The organism is Streptomyces sp. NPDC030820 (genome assembly GCF_055572075.1).
The window spans coordinates 59939-76558 of record NZ_JBVIEB010000019.1 but is presented as its reverse complement, the minus strand read 5'-3'; the positions used below and the strand labels follow the sequence as shown (position 1 = coordinate 76558).

The 16620-nt window shown below is 72.5% G+C and carries 16 protein-coding genes; 11 read left to right on the top strand and 5 right to left on the bottom strand.

Annotated elements, in window-relative coordinates:
* The first annotated feature begins 159 nt into the window (after positions 1-159).
* The 6 genes from ACZ418_RS37450 (at position 160) to ACZ418_RS37425 (ending at position 4936) form a co-directional block, all read left to right on the top strand.
* Positions 160-1668, top strand: a complete 1509-nt coding sequence (locus ACZ418_RS37450; protein WP_468371909.1) for an MFS transporter — start codon at positions 160-162, stop codon at positions 1666-1668.
* Between the two features lie 90 nt (positions 1669-1758).
* Positions 1759-2256 carry a methyltransferase family protein gene (locus tag ACZ418_RS37445; protein ID WP_468371906.1) on the top strand — a complete coding sequence of 166 codons (498 nt, stop codon included), beginning with the start codon at positions 1759-1761 and terminating at the stop codon, positions 2254-2256.
* 55 nt (positions 2257-2311) lie between these two features.
* Entirely contained in the window at positions 2312-2488 is a 177-nt protein-coding gene (locus tag ACZ418_RS37440) for a hypothetical protein (protein ID WP_468371904.1), read from the top strand.
* A gap of 575 nt (positions 2489-3063) precedes the next feature.
* Positions 3064-4071 carry an iron-containing redox enzyme family protein gene (locus ACZ418_RS37435; protein WP_468371901.1) on the top strand — a complete coding sequence of 336 codons (1008 nt, stop codon included), beginning with the start codon at positions 3064-3066 and terminating at the stop codon, positions 4069-4071.
* Positions 4072-4746: a HemK2/MTQ2 family protein methyltransferase gene (locus tag ACZ418_RS37430; RefSeq protein WP_468371897.1), complete on the top strand. Its 675-nt coding sequence runs from the start codon at positions 4072-4074 to the stop codon at positions 4744-4746.
* The gene (locus ACZ418_RS37425; RefSeq protein WP_468371894.1) at positions 4727-4936 is read left to right on the top strand and encodes a CDGSH iron-sulfur domain-containing protein; all 210 of its coding nucleotides are present in this window, start codon (positions 4727-4729) and stop codon (positions 4934-4936) included. Before ACZ418_RS37430 ends, ACZ418_RS37425 begins: the two co-directional genes overlap by 20 nt.
* Before the next feature lie 211 nt (positions 4937-5147).
* Here the strand turns inward: ACZ418_RS37425 and ACZ418_RS37420 are convergent, their stop codons facing one another.
* Positions 5148-5582, bottom strand: coding sequence for a protease inhibitor (locus ACZ418_RS37420; protein WP_468371891.1), 435 nt, complete (start codon positions 5580-5582; stop codon positions 5148-5150).
* 335 nt (positions 5583-5917) lie between these two features.
* On the opposite strand from ACZ418_RS37420, the gene ACZ418_RS37415 reads away from it, so the two are divergent.
* The 3 genes from ACZ418_RS37415 (at position 5918) to ACZ418_RS37405 (ending at position 9134) form a co-directional block, all read left to right on the top strand.
* The gene (locus tag ACZ418_RS37415; protein ID WP_468371888.1) at positions 5918-6481 is read left to right on the top strand and encodes a hypothetical protein; all 564 of its coding nucleotides are present in this window, start codon (positions 5918-5920) and stop codon (positions 6479-6481) included.
* 719 nt (positions 6482-7200) lie between these two features.
* Complete coding sequence (locus tag ACZ418_RS37410) at positions 7201-7896, top strand: alpha/beta fold hydrolase (RefSeq protein WP_468371886.1); 696 nt, start codon at positions 7201-7203, stop codon at positions 7894-7896.
* 68 nt (positions 7897-7964) lie between these two features.
* Entirely contained in the window at positions 7965-9134 is a 1170-nt protein-coding gene (locus ACZ418_RS37405) for a lactate 2-monooxygenase (RefSeq protein ID WP_468371883.1), read from the top strand.
* Positions 9135-9198: 64 nt separating this feature from the next.
* On the opposite strand, the gene ACZ418_RS37400 is transcribed toward ACZ418_RS37405, so the two are convergent.
* The 3 genes from ACZ418_RS37400 to ACZ418_RS37390 form a co-directional block, all read right to left on the bottom strand.
* Positions 9199-10956, bottom strand: coding sequence for an RICIN domain-containing protein (locus tag ACZ418_RS37400; RefSeq protein ID WP_468371880.1), 1758 nt, complete (start codon positions 10954-10956; stop codon positions 9199-9201).
* Between the two features lie 483 nt (positions 10957-11439).
* A complete protein-coding gene (locus ACZ418_RS37395; RefSeq protein WP_030739759.1) occupies positions 11440-11817 on the bottom strand; it encodes a hypothetical protein in 378 nt (125 codons plus the stop codon).
* A 3-nt stretch (positions 11818-11820) separates the two neighbouring features.
* Positions 11821-12060, bottom strand: a complete 240-nt coding sequence (locus ACZ418_RS37390) for a hypothetical protein (protein WP_468371877.1) — start codon at positions 12058-12060, stop codon at positions 11821-11823.
* Positions 12061-12235: 175 nt separating this feature from the next.
* Between ACZ418_RS37390 and ACZ418_RS37385 the strand changes: the two genes are divergently transcribed.
* Both ACZ418_RS37385 and ACZ418_RS37380 read left to right on the top strand, forming a co-directional pair.
* The gene (locus tag ACZ418_RS37385; RefSeq protein WP_468371874.1) at positions 12236-12745 is read left to right on the top strand and encodes a methylated-DNA--[protein]-cysteine S-methyltransferase; all 510 of its coding nucleotides are present in this window, start codon (positions 12236-12238) and stop codon (positions 12743-12745) included.
* A gap of 11 nt (positions 12746-12756) precedes the next feature.
* The gene (locus ACZ418_RS37380; RefSeq protein ID WP_468371871.1) at positions 12757-13479 is read left to right on the top strand and encodes a 2OG-Fe(II) oxygenase; all 723 of its coding nucleotides are present in this window, start codon (positions 12757-12759) and stop codon (positions 13477-13479) included.
* Positions 13480-13519: 40 nt separating this feature from the next.
* Here ACZ418_RS37380 and ACZ418_RS37375 read toward each other — a convergent pair whose 3' ends face one another.
* Entirely contained in the window at positions 13520-16612 is a 3093-nt protein-coding gene (locus ACZ418_RS37375; protein WP_468371868.1) for a glycoside hydrolase family 2 TIM barrel-domain containing protein, read from the bottom strand.
* Positions 16613-16620 lie beyond the last annotated feature (8 nt).

Below are 16620 nucleotides of genomic sequence, written 5' to 3'. Positions count from 1 at the left end.
CCAATATGCCTCGGCAGTTATATGCCAGTCAAGGAATGAACGAAGCGAAACGTTGCCGTTTCGCTAGGCGTGCCCTAGGCTTCCATGTGTACGAAACAGTTTCGTTTATGAGCTGTTCGCCTTTCCGTACCCGAACGACTTGCCCTGGAGTGGTTCCCCATGCCCCAGAAGACCCTGGCCGAGGGCTCACGAGCAGGAGCCGCCGCGATCGAGCACGGTGGCGTGGCCTCGCCGAAGCGGTGGTGGATCCTGGCGGTCATCGCCGTCGCCCAGCTGATGGTCGTCCTCGACGCCACGATCGTGAACATCGCCCTGCCGTCCGCCCAGACCGACCTCGGCTTCTCCGACGGCAACCGGCAGTGGATCGTGACGGCCTACGCCCTCGCCTTCGCCTCCCTGCTGCTGCTCGGCGGCCGGATCGCCGACCTGTTCGGCCGCAAGCCCGCCTTCCTCGTCGGCGTCGTCGGCTTCGCCGGGGCCTCCGCGCTCGGCGGCGCCGCGAACGGCTTCACCATGCTGGTCGTCGCCCGGGCCCTGCAGGGTGCCTTCGGTGCGCTTCTCGCGCCCGCCGCGCTGTCGCTGCTCAACACGACGTTCACCGACGCCCGGGAACGGGCCCGCGCCTTCAGCGTGTACGGCGCGATCGCCGGCGCCGGCGGTGCCGTGGGTCTGCTGCTCGGCGGTGTGCTGACCGACGCGCTCGACTGGCGCTGGACCCTGTACGTGAACGTGGCCATCGCGGTCGTGGCCTTCGCCGGCGGCTGGATCCTGCTGGGCAACCACCGAGACGCGGCGAACGCCAAGCTGGACGTGCCAGGCACGGTCCTCGTGGCCGCCGGCCTCTTCTCGCTCGTCTACGGCTTCTCCAACGCCGAGACCCACGACTGGGGCTCGCCGCTGACCTGGGGTTTCCTGATGGCGGGCGGTCTGCTGCTGGCGGCCTTCGCCTGGTGGCAGACCCGGGCCACGCATCCGCTGCTGCCGCTGCGCATCCTGCTCGACCGCGACCGCGCGGCCTCCTTCATCGCGGTGCTGATCACCGGCGCGGGCATGTTCGGCGTGTTCCTCTTCCTGACCTACTACCTCCAGCTCAACCTCGGCTTCAGCCCGACGAAGACCGGTGTGGCGTTCCTGCCCATGGTCGGCGCGCTGATGGTGACCGCGCAGGTGGGCACCACGATCCTGCTGCCCCGGATCGGCCCGAAGACGGTCATCCCGCTGGGCTTCGCGGTCGCCACGGCCGGCATGGCCTGGCTGACCGGCATCGGCCTCGGCTCGCACTACCTGAGCGCGGTGCTCCCCCAGCTGATCGTGATCGGCGTGGGCCTCGGCCTGGTCATGCCGCCGGCCATGCAGCTGGCCACCGGCGGGGTCGCGGCCGAGGACGCGGGTGTGGCCTCCGCGACCGTCAACGCCATGCAGCAGGTGGGCGGTTCGATCGGCACGGCTCTGCTGAACACCCTCGCCGCGAGCGCCGCCACCGACTACCTCTCCGGCCGGGACGCCACCAGCAAGCTGGTGCGGGCACAGGCGACGATCGAGAGCTACACGACGGCCTTCTGGTGGTCGGCGGGCTTCTTCGCCGCGGGTACGGTGCTCGCCTTCCTGTTCTACCGGCGCGGAGTGCCGCAGCAGGACGCGGGAGCCGCACCGGTGGTCCACATGTGACAGCCACGATGTGACAGCCACGCGCCATCCGGCCCGAGGGGCCGCCGTCAGCAGGGAGACGGCGGCCCCTCGCCCTGTCATGGTGGGGGCATGCGCAAGGCCTCGGCGGCGCTCGGCAGCGCCCTGTTCCTCGTCCTCGTCTCGGGCAGCGCGGCCGTGCTGGTGCCACGGTGGCTGACCGGGGGCTGGCGGGCGGGCCACTGGTGGATGCCGCTGCGGCTGCTCGGGCTGCTGCCCCTGGCGGCCGGTGCCGTCGTCATTCTGGAGGCCTTCACCCGGTTCGCCCTGGAGGGGCTCGGCACGCCGGCGCCGGTCGCGCCGCCCGCGCGGCTGGTGGTGAGCGGCACCTACCGGTATGTGCGCAATCCGATCTACGTCGCGGTGGTCGCCGTACTCATCGGGCAGGGCCTGCTGCTGGCCCGGCCGGTGCTCTTCGGTTATGCGGCCGGCGCCTGGGTGCTGACCTGGGCGTTCGTCCGCTGGTACGAGGAGCCGGGACTGGTGCGCCGGTTCGGCGCCGAGTACGAGCGCTACCGTCGGGCGGTGCCGGCCTGGCGGCCCCGGCGCACTCCCTGGCAGGGCGCTTGAGACGCCGTCGGCGGGTAACTCAGCGATCAGGGGTACGGCGGCGGAAGGACAGGCCATGACCAGCGAGCAAGACGAGCAGGACCGCAAGGAACAGTTCGACACCGCCCTGCAGGAGGTGCTCCGGGAGGTGGAGGAGGCCGAGAAGCGCGACGAGGACAAGGCCGCCGGCGGCGAGGCCGGGGACGCCGTCACGCCGAACACCGAGGCGCAGGAGCAGGCGGACGAGGACTGAGGGGACCGGTCGGGGCCGGCCGTATGCTCCGGGGTTGTCGATCACACGTCCGCTGCAGGCGTGGCGAGTACGCATGCGCTCCATCGGCCGACCACCCATGCGCCCCAGGCATGGCAACCGCTCGTGCACCCCAGGGCGGAGCCACACCGGTGACCTTCCCAGGCCGAACAACCGCAGTGCCCTTCCCGGGCGGAACGACCACCGGTGACCTTCCCAGGCCCAACGACCGCAGTGCCCTTCCCGGGGCGGAACAACCGCCAGTGGCCTTCCCAGGCCCAACGACCCCAGTGCCCTTCCCGGGGCGCAACGACCGCCAGTGGCCTTCCCAGGCCCGACGACCGCAGTGCCCTTCCCTAGACCCAGCCACCACCCGCCACCACCCCAAGGCCCGGCCACCACCCGCAGCCACCCCGAAACCCAGCCACCACCGGTGGCCGTTCCAGGGCTCAGCCACCCCGGTCACCGTCCCAGAACCCAGCCACCCCGTCACCGTCCCAGAGCCCAGCCACCCCGGTGGCCATCCCGGGAGCGGGACCACCAGCCGTGCCCGCCCAGGGTCGGGGTACCCGGCTCTCATGAACAGCCATGAGCGCGGGCCGCGGCTGCCTCCGCCCCGAGGGCCCATCTCCGCCGCGGTCGCCGCCCGTCTGCGCGGCACGGGATCCCTGCCCCGCCCCGCCGAGGCCGGGGAGGCCTACGGCGACGATCCGCAACTCGCCCTGTACCTCTGCTACGAGTTGCACTACCGGGGCTTCGCCGGCGTCGGCCCCGAGGCCGAATGGGATCCTGACCTGCTGCGTGTCCGCGCCGCGCTGGAGCGCCGCTTCCTGTCCGCGCTGCGCGCCGACGCGCCGGGCCACGACAGCCTCGACGACGCGCTCGCGGCGCTGCTGGTGGAACCGGTCGAGGGCAGCGGGGTCAGCGATTTCCTCTGTGCCGAGGGCGAGTTGTGGCAGCTGCGCGAGTACGCCGCCCAGCGCTCGCTGTACCACCTGAAGGAGGCCGACCCGCACGCCTGGGTGCTGCCACGGCTGTGGGGCCGGGCCAAGGCGGGGATGGCGGCGGTGGAGTTCGACGAGTTCGGCGGCGGCCGGGCCGACCGGATCCACGCTCACCTGTTCGCCGCGCTGATGACGGACCTGGGCCTGGACAGCACCTACGGCCGCTATCTGGACGCGGCCCCCGCGCAGATGCTCGCCGTCGTCAACCTGATGTCCCTGTTCGGCCTGCACCGAGAGCTGCGCGGTGCGCTGGTGGGCCACTTCGCCGATGTGGAGATCACCTCCTCACCGGCCTCCCGCCGGCTCGCCGACGCCATGCGCCGCACCGGCGCCGGACCCGCGGCGGAGTTCTTCTACGACGAGCATGTCGAGGCGGACGCCGTCCACGAACAGGTCGTACGCCATGAGGTGATCGGCGGGCTGCTCGCCGAGGAGCCGGAACTCGCGGCGGACGTGACCTTCGGGATCGACGCGACCGAGTATCTGGAGGACCGGCTGGCGCGGCGGCTGCGCGCCGACTGGCGCGCCGGGCGCTCGTCCCTGCGTACACCCCTGGAGCCAGAGATATCCCATACATCCTGAATGCCGGGGTACTCGCGCGGTGTGATCGCCGTGGTGCTTCCGGGCGTGTACGCCCCGCAGGACGACACCGAGTTGCTGGCCGAGTCCCTCCGCGAGGAGGCCCCGGCGCCCGGCGCCCGCGTGCTCGACGTCGGCACCGGCAGCGGGGCGCTGGCCCTGGAGGCGGCCCGGCACGGCGCCGAGGTGACCGCGGTGGACGTGTCCCGGCTGGCGGTGTGGACGGCACGGATGAACGCCTGGCTGACCCGGCTGCCGGTGCGGATCCGGCGCGGCAACCTCTTCGGACCGGTTCGGGGCCGCACATACGACCTCATCCTCGCGAACCCGCCGTACGTTCCCGCACCCGATACCGGACGCGGGCCGCGCGGCCGGTCCCGGGCCTGGGACGCGGGCCGGGACGGCCGGCTGCTGCTGGACCGGATCTGCCGGGACGCGCCCGTACTGCTGCGCCCCGGAGGCGTGCTGCTGATCGTGCACTCCGCGCTCAGCGATCCCGAGCGCACCCTGCAACTGCTGCGCGCCGCACGCCTGAAGGCCTCGGTGGTCCGGCGGCGCTGGATCCCCTTCGGTCCGGTGCTGCGCTCGCGGGAGGACTGGCTGCGCAGGTGCGGACTGCTCGCACCGGCCGCACAGGAGGAGGAGTTGGTGGTCGTCCGTGCCGAACGAACGCGCTGACCGGGCCCGCCGGATCACAGTGCGGCGGCAGGGGCCGCTGCTCGTGGAGGGGCCGGTGGAGGTCGAGTTGGAGGACGGCACCACGGTGTCCTCGGACCGCTTCCTGGTCGCTCTGTGTACCTGCCGGCGCAGTCGCCGCTATCCCTGGTGCGACACGAGTCACCGGCGCAAGGCCAGGGACAGCGGTTGAAACCGGCTGTTTTTCGCCGCTCCCCGGGGAAGGCCCCCCACGGGCCTGCCCGGGGAGCGGCTGTGTGCCCGGAAGCCGGCGGGCGGCCCCACTCCGCCCGTCGGTTCCGGTGCGAGATCGCAGGTTCCCCGCTCCAGGGGCCGCACTCCCCGGTTGCGGACCTGTTCCGGCGTATGCGGGGTCCATTGCGATCCCGGTCCTGGAAGCCGTCCTAGAAGGCGAAGACGCCGCCGCCCACGGAGTCGCGCACGCAGGTGTTGCCGAAGGTGCGCTCGTAGGAGACGCGCTTGCCCTGCCAGACGCCCTGGACGGTGACGACGACCGGGTCGTACAGCTTGTTGCACCACACGTCGCCGGCGGGCTTGAGGGCATCGAAGTCGCCGCCGGTGCCGCGCAGTTCGGCGCAGGCCGCGGCCGCCGCCGGGTGGGTGCCGGAGGCCGTGGGGGCGCAGGTCAGGGTGACGGCGCGCTCCGGTGTGGCCGTGGCCGCGTCGTTGCCGTGGCCGGTGGTGAGGACCAGCGCCGAGGGGGCGTAGAGCGACGACGGGGCGGCGTCCGGTGCAGCGACGGCGGCCCCGGTCAGGGGTCCGCAAACGGCGGCGGCCGTGAGGCCGAGGGCCGCTGCCCAGCGCGCGGTGTTCCGCATTGTGTGCATCCTTCCGCTCGGATAGACGGGTGCCGGCTCCGGCCCGGTCGGCACCGGAGCGGCGAGCGCCACTCTGCCGAGTCCGGCGCCGAAACACACATCGAACCCACCGCTTTCAGTAACCTTGCGTGTTGAAACAGTGGCGTGAAGTTACGGAAATAGAAGACCCTGACCGCGTAACTGAGCGGTTCTTGATCATAGAGAGCGGTCACATGGCCGAAAATCACCGGCTCGTTAATCGGCCTGAAACATTCCGGGTTCGCCTCGAGTGAAAGCTTTCACGACGCCTTCACGACTCCTTGTGTTCATGAAGGCTGGTGCGTAACGCTGATTACATGATTACAACTGAGCAGAAAGAGAAGCTGCGCGGCTGGTTCGCCGGCCGTCTGCCGGACGATCTCTTCGAGGAACTGGTCGACGTCACCGCCGACCGCGAGGAGATCACGGTGATCGGCCGCGTACCCGAGCCCCGGCTCGCCGAGGGCGCCTCGGACGCCGAGCGGGAGGCCGCCCTGCGCGCCCGGATCCAGGAGTTCCGCGAGCGGACCCGCGAGGACCGGATGGAGGTGGCCCGGGAGGCCGAGCACCTGTTCCGCCGCAAGGTCTCCTGGGGCGTGGAGTGCGGTCCGGAGCGTGCCCTGTTCACCCATGTCGCCGCGCCGGTCATGACCCGGCTGCGCCAGTCGGAGCGTCAGGTGCTGGACACCCTCATCGCCGCGGGCGTCGCCCGCAGCCGCAGTGACGCCCTCGCCTGGTGCGTGCGCCTGGTCCAGCGGCACACCGAGGACTGGCTGACCGAGCTGCGCGAGTCGCTGGAACACGTCCAGCGGGTACGGGCGCAGGGACCCGACGCCGAGGAGGCGGACGATTCCTCCACTGGTGACGGCGAAGATGGATGAATCGCCCTCTGGCAGGGGCCTTCACCGCGGTCTTACCGTCTGCAGACCGCTCCGGACGACCCCTGCCCGCGCCGCACCACCCCTGCGGCGCGGCGGTCGTCCACCACCACCGCGCGAGCAAGCGCTCCATCGCCACGACCTCGCTGGAGCCCTCCGCGACCCCGCATTCCCCCGACTCGCCCACCGTGCCGCCGCCGTTGGCCCGGGTGAACGTCGTGGAGCCGCTGGGGCCCGAGGAGCCGCCGCGACGACGCCTGGCCACGCCTGGAGTACTCCGACCGGCCCGTGGCGAGGAGCAGCAGTGCGCCGGTTGTGGCCGTGAGGGCGTCGAGCGCGGGGGCCGCCAGGGCCTCGGTGATCGGTGAGCGGGGGCAGCGACGCGTACCTCACCCATCCCTGGCCGACCCCCGAGGCCGCCCGGGCCGTGGTGGAGACCGGCGCCCGTACCGTGGCCGTGGACGCGCTCAGCGTGGACCCGACCCCCCGGCGATCCCGACGCGGGCCACGGTCTGCCGGCCCATCGGGTGCTGTGCGGCGCGGGCGGGTGATCGCCGAGAACCTCACCGGTCTGGACCGCCCGGTCGGGGCGGAGGCGGTCGAGGTGTTCCTCTTCCCGCTGCTGCTTCACCTGTCCGCAGGTCCGGCACGGCCGCGACCGGAATCTTCAACTCCTCTGTCTTCAGGCGTAGTTGTCGGATCCATGCGGTACGTTGGCGGCCATGACCGACTTCGTACTGGTGGCGGGCGCATGGCTGGGCGCATGGGCGTGGGACGAGGTGGCGGCCGACCTGCGTGCCGCCGGCCATGAGGTGCACGCCCTGACCCTGTCCGGGCTGGCCGAGAAGAGCGAGTTGCCCACGGGGCAGCAGATCCACGTCCAGGACATCGTCGACGAGGTCGAGCGGCTGGACCTGCGGGACGTCGTCCTGGTCGGGCACAGTTACTCGGGCGTCCCCGTCGGGCAGGCGGCCGAGCGGATCGGTGACCGGCTGCGCCGTGTGGTGTTCGTCGACGCCAACCTGCCGGCGGACGGCGTGTCGTTCCTCGACGGCTTCCCCAGCGACCACATCCGTGCCGCTCTCACCGAGCGCGACGGCGTGTGGCCGCTCCTGCCGCCGGCGGCCTACGCGAACCAGGACCTCACCGACGAGCAGATCGCCCGTCTCATCGGCGAGGGCACCCCGCACCCGGCCGCCACGCTGACCGAACCGGCCGTACTGAAGCGGCCGCCGGCCGAGCTGCCGGCGACGTACATCAAGTGCCTCCTGGACGGCCGCGATCCGCTGCCCGCCGTGACCGAGGCGCTGCGGGGCGGACGCTGGGAGCTGGTCGAGCTCGACACCGGCCACTGGCCGATGTTCTCCACGCCCCGGGAGCTGGCCCGCATCCTGGACCAGGCGGCCAACCGCCCCTGAGGCCCCCGGCTACCCGCCAGTATGGTCGGGCTGCACGCGTACTCAGCGACGAGAGGCGGGACGGCCGGATGGCGAAGCACTGGGCGGACTTCCAGTACGAGATCTATCTGAACGGGATGACGGGTGCCGTGCCCCGGCTCCCCACCGACCTGACCCGGCTGGAGGAGCTGGCCGAACACCGGCTCGCTCCGGGCCCGGTGGGCTATGTGGCGGGAAGCGCGGGCGACGGCAGCACGGCCCGCGCGAACCGGGCCGGGCTCGCCCGGCGCCGGATCGTGCCGCGCATGCTGCGTGACGTGGCCGAGCGGGATCTGTCGGTCGAGGTGCTCGGCCGGGCACTGCCGGCGCCGCTGGCGCTGGCGCCCGTCGGCGTGCTGTCGATCATGCATCCGGACGCCGAGTCCGCCGCCGCCCGGGCCGCCGCCGCGCAGGGCGTGCCGTACATCCTGTCCTCGGCGTCGAGCACGCCGATGGAGCAGGTGGCGGAGGCGATGGGGGACGCCGAGCGGTGGTTCCAGCTGTACTGGGGCAAGGACCGTGAGGTGACGCGGAGTTTCCTGAGCCGGGCCGCGGCCGCCGGGTTCTCGGTGCTCGTGGTCACCCTGGACACCCCGCTGCTGGCATGGCGGCCGCGCGACCTGGACCAGGCGTATCTGCCGTTCCTGCACGGGGTGGGCACCGCGAACTACTTCACCGACCCGGCGTTCCGGGCAGGGCTCGCCAAGCCCGTGCACGAGGACCCGAACGCGGCGGTGCTGCACTTCCTCGGTCTGTTCGGGGACGCCGGCCACACCTGGCCGGACCTGGCGTTCCTGCGCGAGCACTGGGACGGCCCGATCGTACTCAAGGGCATCCTGCACCCGGACGACGCCCGGCTCGCCGCCGACGCCGGGGTGGACGGCGTGGTGGTCTCCAACCACGGCGGCCGGCAGGTGGCCGGCTCGGTCGCCGCGGCCGATGCGCTGCCCCGGGTCGCGGACGCGGTCGGCGACCGGCTGACGGTGCTGTTCGACAGCGGGGTGCGCACCGGCGACGACGTTTTCAAGGCACTGGCCCTCGGCGCGCGTGCCGTGCTCCTCGGCCGGCCGTACGTCTACGGGCTCGGGCTGGACGGACAGTCCGGGGTGGAGCATGTCATCCGGTGCGTGCTGGCGGAGCTGGATCTGACACTGGCTCTGTCCGGGCACACCGGTCCGGGGACGGTGACGTCGGCGGACCTGGTCGAGGACCCGACCTGACCACGGCCCGCCGAGCGCTCCGCGGGGTGCCGCGCAGCGCTCCGCAGGGTGCCGCGGCAGGCCGTCAGGCGTCTGCGGCGCCGTCTCGGCTGGTCGCGCAGTTCCCCGCGCCCCTTCGGGGCGTGGGGCCACCCGTGCCGGCGATGGAGAGGGAACCGGGGCTCGCGGAGGCCGCATCGGTCACCCAGCGCTGGCCGGCCGACCCGTCCCGCACCTTGACCACGAGATCGGCGCCCACAGCGTCGGCGGATGCCGCCAGCGCGAGCGTCCGGTCCCAGCGGGGCAGCAACTCGCCCTGCGCGGTGAAGTCGTAGCGCACGTCGTCACCCCGCTTCGCGCCGGCGTCCGCACAGGTGCCGAGGATCACCACTCCGGCGTCGGCGTGCGAGTCCAGGCACAGCCCCGGGGCGGCCGCGCTGCGCAGGCGCCCGTCGGCCTCGTACGTCCACTGCTGGGTCGATGCCGAGGAGCAGACGGCGAGGACCGCGCCCGCACCGGCCTTCGGCGCGCCCTTGATGTCCAGGCACAGGTCGGCGGCGGCGTTGCGCAGCCGGGCGGGGCGGCCGGTGGCGGGCAGTCCCGCGGCGCCGGAGGCGGTGCCGGGCGCGGTGGCCGAGGCGGGCGGCGACTGGCCGGTGGCGCTGCCGGGGACGGCGCTGGTGGAGGCGACCGGGTCGGTGCCGTCGCCGCCGTCCGGCCACACGCTGATCGCGAGGACGGTCGCGAGCAGTCCGGCCGAGGCCACGCCGACTCCGGTGAGCAGCGTCCGGGACGACCAGGCGGTGCCGGGGATCCGGGCGAGCGGTCCGGGTTCGCCGCCGTGTCGCCGGCCGCGGGACTCCGGGATCCGGGTCCCGGGTTCGCCGTCGGCGCGCCGCCGGGTGCCGGGCAGGGCGGCGCGGGTGAGCAGGCCGGGCTTGCCGCCGCCGCGGCGGCGTCCGCCGGAGCGCCGGGAGCCACCGCGGGTGCGGGCGGTACCGGGGCGCCGGCCGGGGCGCGAGTCGAGGTAGCGGCGGGCGCCCCAGCCGAGCACGGCCTCGGCGAGCAGGACGCCCAATGCCGCGTCGGCGTGGCCCAGTTGCTCGGCGGCGTGCCGGCAGTAGGGGCAGGCGGACAGATGCTCCTGGACGTCGGGCAGCAGGGCGCCGGCGCCGCCGCGTCGGATCGGAACGTCGAGCAGACGGTTGTAGTAGCGGCATTCCTTGCCGGGCGCGAGTTCCCGGTGGGCGCGTACCAGGCCCTCCCGGAATTTCTCGCGTGCCTGTTCCAGCGCTACCACTGCACTCTCGATGTCCACGCCGAGCAGTCCGGCGGGAACGGTTATCGGCTCGGCCTCGACCTCGATGTGCCAGAGCAGCGCCTGCTCCAGCCGGGGAAGGGCGTGAAATGAGCGGTCGGAGAGGGCGCGGTTTTCCGGTATCAGGGTCTTCGCGGCGCGCATACCGCGGCCCCCGGCGGGTTTCCCGAGTCCGGGCAGTACGGCGGTGATCCGGTCGGTGCCGGACCAGTTGACGACCGTGTCCCGGACCGCCACGAGCAGCCGGGGCCGCAGCGCCTCCGCGGGTTCGCCGAGCGCGAGGCGGCCGAGGACCTGGTGGAAGGCGGTGGCGGTGACCATGTGGGCGAGCGGCCCGGAAAGGGCCAGGCAGACGACCGCGTAGTCCTGCGCGGGCTGCCAGTGCCGGGACATCAGCAGGGCTGCGGAGCGCGAGGCCTCCGCGTCGGAACCGGCCCGCAGCGGACCGGCGAGCGACTCGTCGGACTCCCCGGGATCGCCGCCAGGCGGCGGATAGGGAGGACGAGGAGGGTGGGGGGTGGGCACTGAGCGGATTCCTTTGGTGCGACGTGCGTTGATGCGTGGCTCTGCGACGCGCGGGGAAGGAATTGGCCGGCGCTCGGCCGGTGAAGTTGTGCAACTGCCGGAAGAACCCCGGATATTACCCCCCGCACGGTCCTTTCAACCTTTGCACAACTTCCACACGGGCAACAAGGCACCCGTACGACATCGGCAGTTTTGAAAGAAAGTCAGAAACTGCCCTCCGCCGGGCTTCCCTGCAGCGGCTTTCGGTATTTCATGCGCCCCGTGTGAACCATGCGCACACGGCGGCGGTGCCGCGCACGCTTCCGGGGTGAGCGGTCCGGTAGTGGACTGGGGCCGGCCTCCTCGGAAAAGGCCGAAACCAGCCGCCGGCCCCGTTCCTCCCGCCCTCGGCCGGCGGCCCCGCCCACCCTGCCCCGGACGGCGGCCCCGGCGGCTTCCCCCGCCGGCCGGGGCGGGACGGGTTCCGTGGGACGCCGCGCCCACTCAGATCTGCCAGGACCGCAGGCGATCGGCCGCGCCGTACACGTCCGTCTTGCCGGAGATCAGATCGCGGGCGAGGTCGACGAGGGCGCCGTAGGGCGGGTCGATGCCGACACCGCTGACGAACATGTAGGCCACGGCGGTCGCGCAGGCGAAGCGGGCGTTGGCCGCGGGCAGCGGCTTGAGCACGGCGAGCGTGTGCAGCAGGGCGGCGGCCCGCCAGGCGGGGTCGGAGTCCACGCCGAGCCGGGGCGGATCCACGCGGTGCCGGGCGACGGCGGCGACCAGCGCGGAGAAGTCGTCGACCGCGGGCTGGTCGGGCAGGACCTCCTCGTGGCGCTGGAGCAGCCAGGGGACGTCGATGTGGATGACGGAGGGCATGCGTCAGGCGGCCTCGTCCTTCGCGGGGGACTCGTCGTCGGGGAAGGCCGCGGCGAACTCCTCGGCATGCGCGGCGAAGAACTTGCGGAAGGCCTCGGCGCCCTCCTGCAGGGCCCGGTGCCGGGCGATGTCGGCGGCGGCGGCCTCGCGCACGAGGGCCTTCATCGACGTACCGCGCTCCTTGGCGATCTGCCGCAGGTCCTCTAGTTCCCGTTCGCTGAACTCCACATTGAGAGCTGGCATGCCCCTCACGGTACCGCGCGGGTACTTACCCGTAAATATCACCAGGTCAAATGGCCTTCCCACCGGTACCCACGGAGTCCGAGAGCCATGTCCGATGCCCGCCGGTCACGCGGCGCGCGGCGCAGCAGACTCGACAGCAGGAAGAAGCCGGCAACGCAACCGAAGGAGCCCTGCCATGAGCACACGCAGCGTCCACACCGTCCACCCGAGTCCGCTGGGCGACCTGCTGCTGACCGGCACGGTCTCGCCGGCCGGCCTGACACTCGGCTCGCTCGGCATGCCGGGGCAGCGCGGCGCGCCCGCCGTCCGCGCCGATAGCCGCGACGACGGGCCGTTCGCCGAGGCGCACCGGCAGCTGGACGCCTACTTCGCGGGCCGCCGGACCCGTTTCGAGCTGCCGCTCGCCGCCAACGGCACCCCGTTCCAGCGGGCGGTGTGGGAGGCCCTGGACGACATCCCCTACGGCACGACGACCACGTACGGCGAGCTGGCCGCCCGGCTGGGCGTGCCGCGCGCCGACCTGCGCGCGGTGGGCCGGGCGCTCGGCGCCAACCCCCTCCTGCTCGTCCGCCCCTGCCACCGGGTGATCGGCGCGGACGGCTCGATGCGCGGGTACGCGGGCGGAGTCGAGCGCAAGCTGTGGCTGCTCACGCACGAAGGCGCACTGCAGCCGGCCCTGGTGTGAAGGAGGCGGTCATGACGTTCACCCCGGCCGAGGCCCGCCGCCGGGTGGCCCGCACGGACTGGGTCGCGCTCGCGGCCGAGCTGGACGAGCACGGCAGCGCGCCCACGGGCCCGTTGCTCTCCCCCGCGGAGTGCGCCGACCTGGCCGCGCTCTACGACAAGCCGGAACTGTTCCGCACGACGGTGGATCTGGCCCGGCACCGGTTCGGCTCCGGCGAGTACCGCTACTTCACCCATGACCTGCCCGCCCCGGTGGCCGCGCTGCGCGCCGCGCTCTACCCGCGGTTGCTGCCGGTCGCCCGGGACTGGGCGGCCCGCCTGGACCGCCCGGCGCCCTGGCCCGACACGCTCGCCGAGTGGCTGGAGCGCTGTCACGCCGCCGGCCAGGACCGCTCGGCGCAGATCCTGCTCAGCTATGGTCCGGGCGACTGGAACGCCCTGCACCGGGACGTGTTCGGCGAGCTGGTCTTCCCGCTCCAGGTGGTGGTCGCGCTGGACGCGTACGGCACGGACTACACCGGCGGCGAGTTCCTGATGGTGGAACAGCGCCCGCGCGCCCAGTCCCGGGGGACGGCGAGCATCCTGCGCCAGGGCCACGGCCTGGTGTTCACCACCCGGGACCACCCCGTGCGCACCCGCCGAGGCTGGTCGGCCGGGGCGATGCGGCACGGGGTGAGCACCGTACGGTCGGGCCGGCGGCGGACGCTGGGGCTGGTGTTCCACGACGCGGCGTGAGGGCACCGCGGTAGCGACGCTCCCGGATCCGGCGCTCTCCTCACACATCCAGCCTGCTGATCCGCACCGCCCCCTTCGCCTCCCCCGGATGGGCGCTCCTGAGCGTCAGGCGCAGCCGGGAGCCACGTGCCGCGTCGAAGGTGATCACCGTCGGGCTGTCCGATGCGGTGGCCCAGTCCACCTTCGCGCCCGTGACCGGGACGAAGGCACGCCCGTCCCACACCGCCACGTCGGCCTTCGCGGGCAGGGTGTGCGTGGCGTCCACGGTGAAGGAGACCGCCACCCGGTCGAAGGTCCGGGCGCGCCCGAAGTCGACGCAGACCCAGTCCTGGGCACGCGCCCCGTTGAACGCGGGCAGCAGCGCGGTGGCCGACTTGGCGAAGGCGTTGGACCAGCCCGTGGCGGGGTCGCCGTCGAGCATCGCGGCGGGCAGGGTGTCCGGGCGTCCGGAGTAACTTGCGTCCGCGTAGGGGTAGTTGACGGGCGACGGGTGATCGGGCCGGAAGTCGGTCGCCGGGGTGCGGGCGGTGTCGCGCGCCGGGGTGGTGGGCACGCTCGCCGTGCCGGTGCGCAGGCCGTCCGCCCGCGCGGTGACCGTCAGCGGGCCCGGCTTCGTACCGGAGCGGACGATGGCGAGGGCCTTGCCGTGGAACGCGGTGCGGGTGCTCGCCTGGTAGCGCTCGGCGCTCTCCTCGCGGCCGTTGTCGACCCCGGCCAGGGAGCCACCGGTGACGTCGAAGGTGATGAGGTGCTCCGCGTCGGGCACCACGACACCGCGCGCGTCGACGATCTCGGCGGTGACGAAGACCAGCGAACGGCCGTCTGCGGCAACGGACTCGCGGTCGGCGGTGAGGCGAACGGCGTGCGCGGCGCCTGCCGTTCGGAGCACATCGGTGGCGACCGCCTTCCCGTCCCGCCGGGCCACCGCCCTCAACTCGCCCGGCTGGTAGGGGACTTTCCAGCTCAAGTGCAGTTTGCCCGCGCTGCCGTTGGGGCTGGTGTAACTGCCCGGGTAGGGGCCGTCGGTGAAGGTCTTGTCGTCACCCGTGGCCTCGGTGGTCTCCAGGTAGCTGCGGCCGTCGGTGGTCTGTTTGACGTCGAACTGCCGTACGCCGAGGGACTTTCCGTTGAGGAACAGCTCGACCGACGGCACGTTCGCGTACGCCCAGACCTCGACCGTGTCGCCCTCCTCGTGGTTCCAGGTCATCGGCAGCAGATGGACCATCGGCTCGGTCGTCCACTGGCTCCTGAAGAGGTGGTACATGTCCTTCGGGAAGCCGGCCGTGTCGACCGCGCCGAAGAAGGAGGTCTTGACCGGGAAGACGTCGTACGGGGTGGGCTCGCCGATGTAGTCGATGCCGGACCACAGGAACTGTCCCGCGAACCACTTCCGGTCCCGGTCCTTCTTGTGCCCGTACTCGCCGCTCATCGTCCAGGAGGCGAGGTTGTTGTCGTAGGAGGAGGTCTCCCGCCTGCCCGGGGTGTGGTTCTCGCCGGTGTTGAGGTGTTCGGGCTCCTGGTACGTGCCCCGGGTCGAGGTCTCCGAGGACGACTCGGACTCGAAGAGGAACAGGTGCGGGTACCGGGCGTGCAGGGCGTCGACCGACTTGGCCGTGTTGTAGTTGAGGCCCAGGCCGTCGAGCTTGGCGAGCATCAGGTCGGCCGCCGAGCCCTGGGCGGGCACGCCGTGGTACTTGTTCGAGCCGATCACCACCGGCCGGGTGTCGTCCGCGGACTTGATCGCGCCGATGATCCGGTCGGCCATCGCGAGCCCGGCCGTGGAGGTGGAGTCGGGGATCTCGTTGCCGATGGACCACAGGACGACGGCGGGTGAGCTCCGGGCGGCCAGGACCATCTCGGTGGCGTCCTTCTCGCACCACTCGTCGAAGAAGCGGCCGTAGTCGTACCGGGTCTTGCCGGTGCGCCAGCAGTCGAAGGCCTCCACCATCATCACGATGCCCAGCTCCTCGCAGGCCTGGATCATCTGCGGCGAGGGCGGGTTGTGGGAGGTGCGGAAGGCGTTGACGCCCATCGACTTCATGATCCGCATCTGTCTGCGGACCGCGTCGATGCTGACGGCGGCGCCGAGCGCGCCCTGGTCGTGGTGCAGGTCGACGCCCCTGATCTTGGTGTACGTGCCGTTGAGGGAGAAGCCCTCGTCGGGGTCGAAGCGGTAGCTGCGGATGCCGAAGGGGGTGCTGTAGCTGTCGGTGGCGCGACCTGCGACGCGCAGCTCGGTGTGCAGGGTGTAGCGGTGCTCCGGGGTCGCGAAGTCCCACAACAGGGGTTTTCCGACGGTCAGTTGCTGGGTCTCGGTGGCCCGGTCGGAGACGGCGACCGTGGTGGAGGTGCGGGCGACCGTGCGGCCGTCGGGGCCGGTGATCCGGGACAGGACCTGGACGTCCGTTCCGGTGCCGGACTCGTTCACCACCGTCGTGGCCACCCGGACGAGGGCGCTGCCCGCCGAGACCTCCGGGGTCGTGACACAGGTGCCCCAGCGTGCGACGTGCACCGGTTCGGTGATCACGAGCCGAGCCTCGCGGTAGATGCCGCTGCCGGAGTACCAGCGGCTGCTCGGCAGCTGGTTCTGCACCTTGACCGCGAGCACGTTCGGCGTGCAGCCGTCGGTGTGCACGAGGCCGGTGAGGTCGAGGGCGAAGCCGGTGTAGCCGTAGGGGTGGCGGCCGGCCTCCGTGCCGTTGCAGTAGACGTACGAGTCCATGTAGACGCCGTCGAACTCCACCGAGATCCGCTTGCCGGCGTATGCGGGCGGCAGGGTGAACGCGAGCCGGTACCAGCCGAGGCCGCCGGGAAGGAAGCCGGTGCCGCTGGTGGTGCCGTGATCGGTGGTGGGGGTCTGCTCGATCGACCAGTCGTGGGGCACGGCGACCTCGCGCCAGGCCGAGTCGTCGTAGCCGGGATCGGCGGCCTGTGCGTAGGCGCCGCTGGGATCGGTGATGCCGCCCGGATCGACCAGGACGAAGCGCCAGCCGTCCCGCAGGGGCACGGTGTGGCGTCCGCCGGCACCGGCGGACGCCTCGGCGGCGGCCGGTGGGGCGGGGATGCTCAGCAGCGCTCCGGCCGCGGGTGTCGCGGTGGCGGCGACCAGAACCGATCGGCGAGTGACCGTCATGGCGGCTC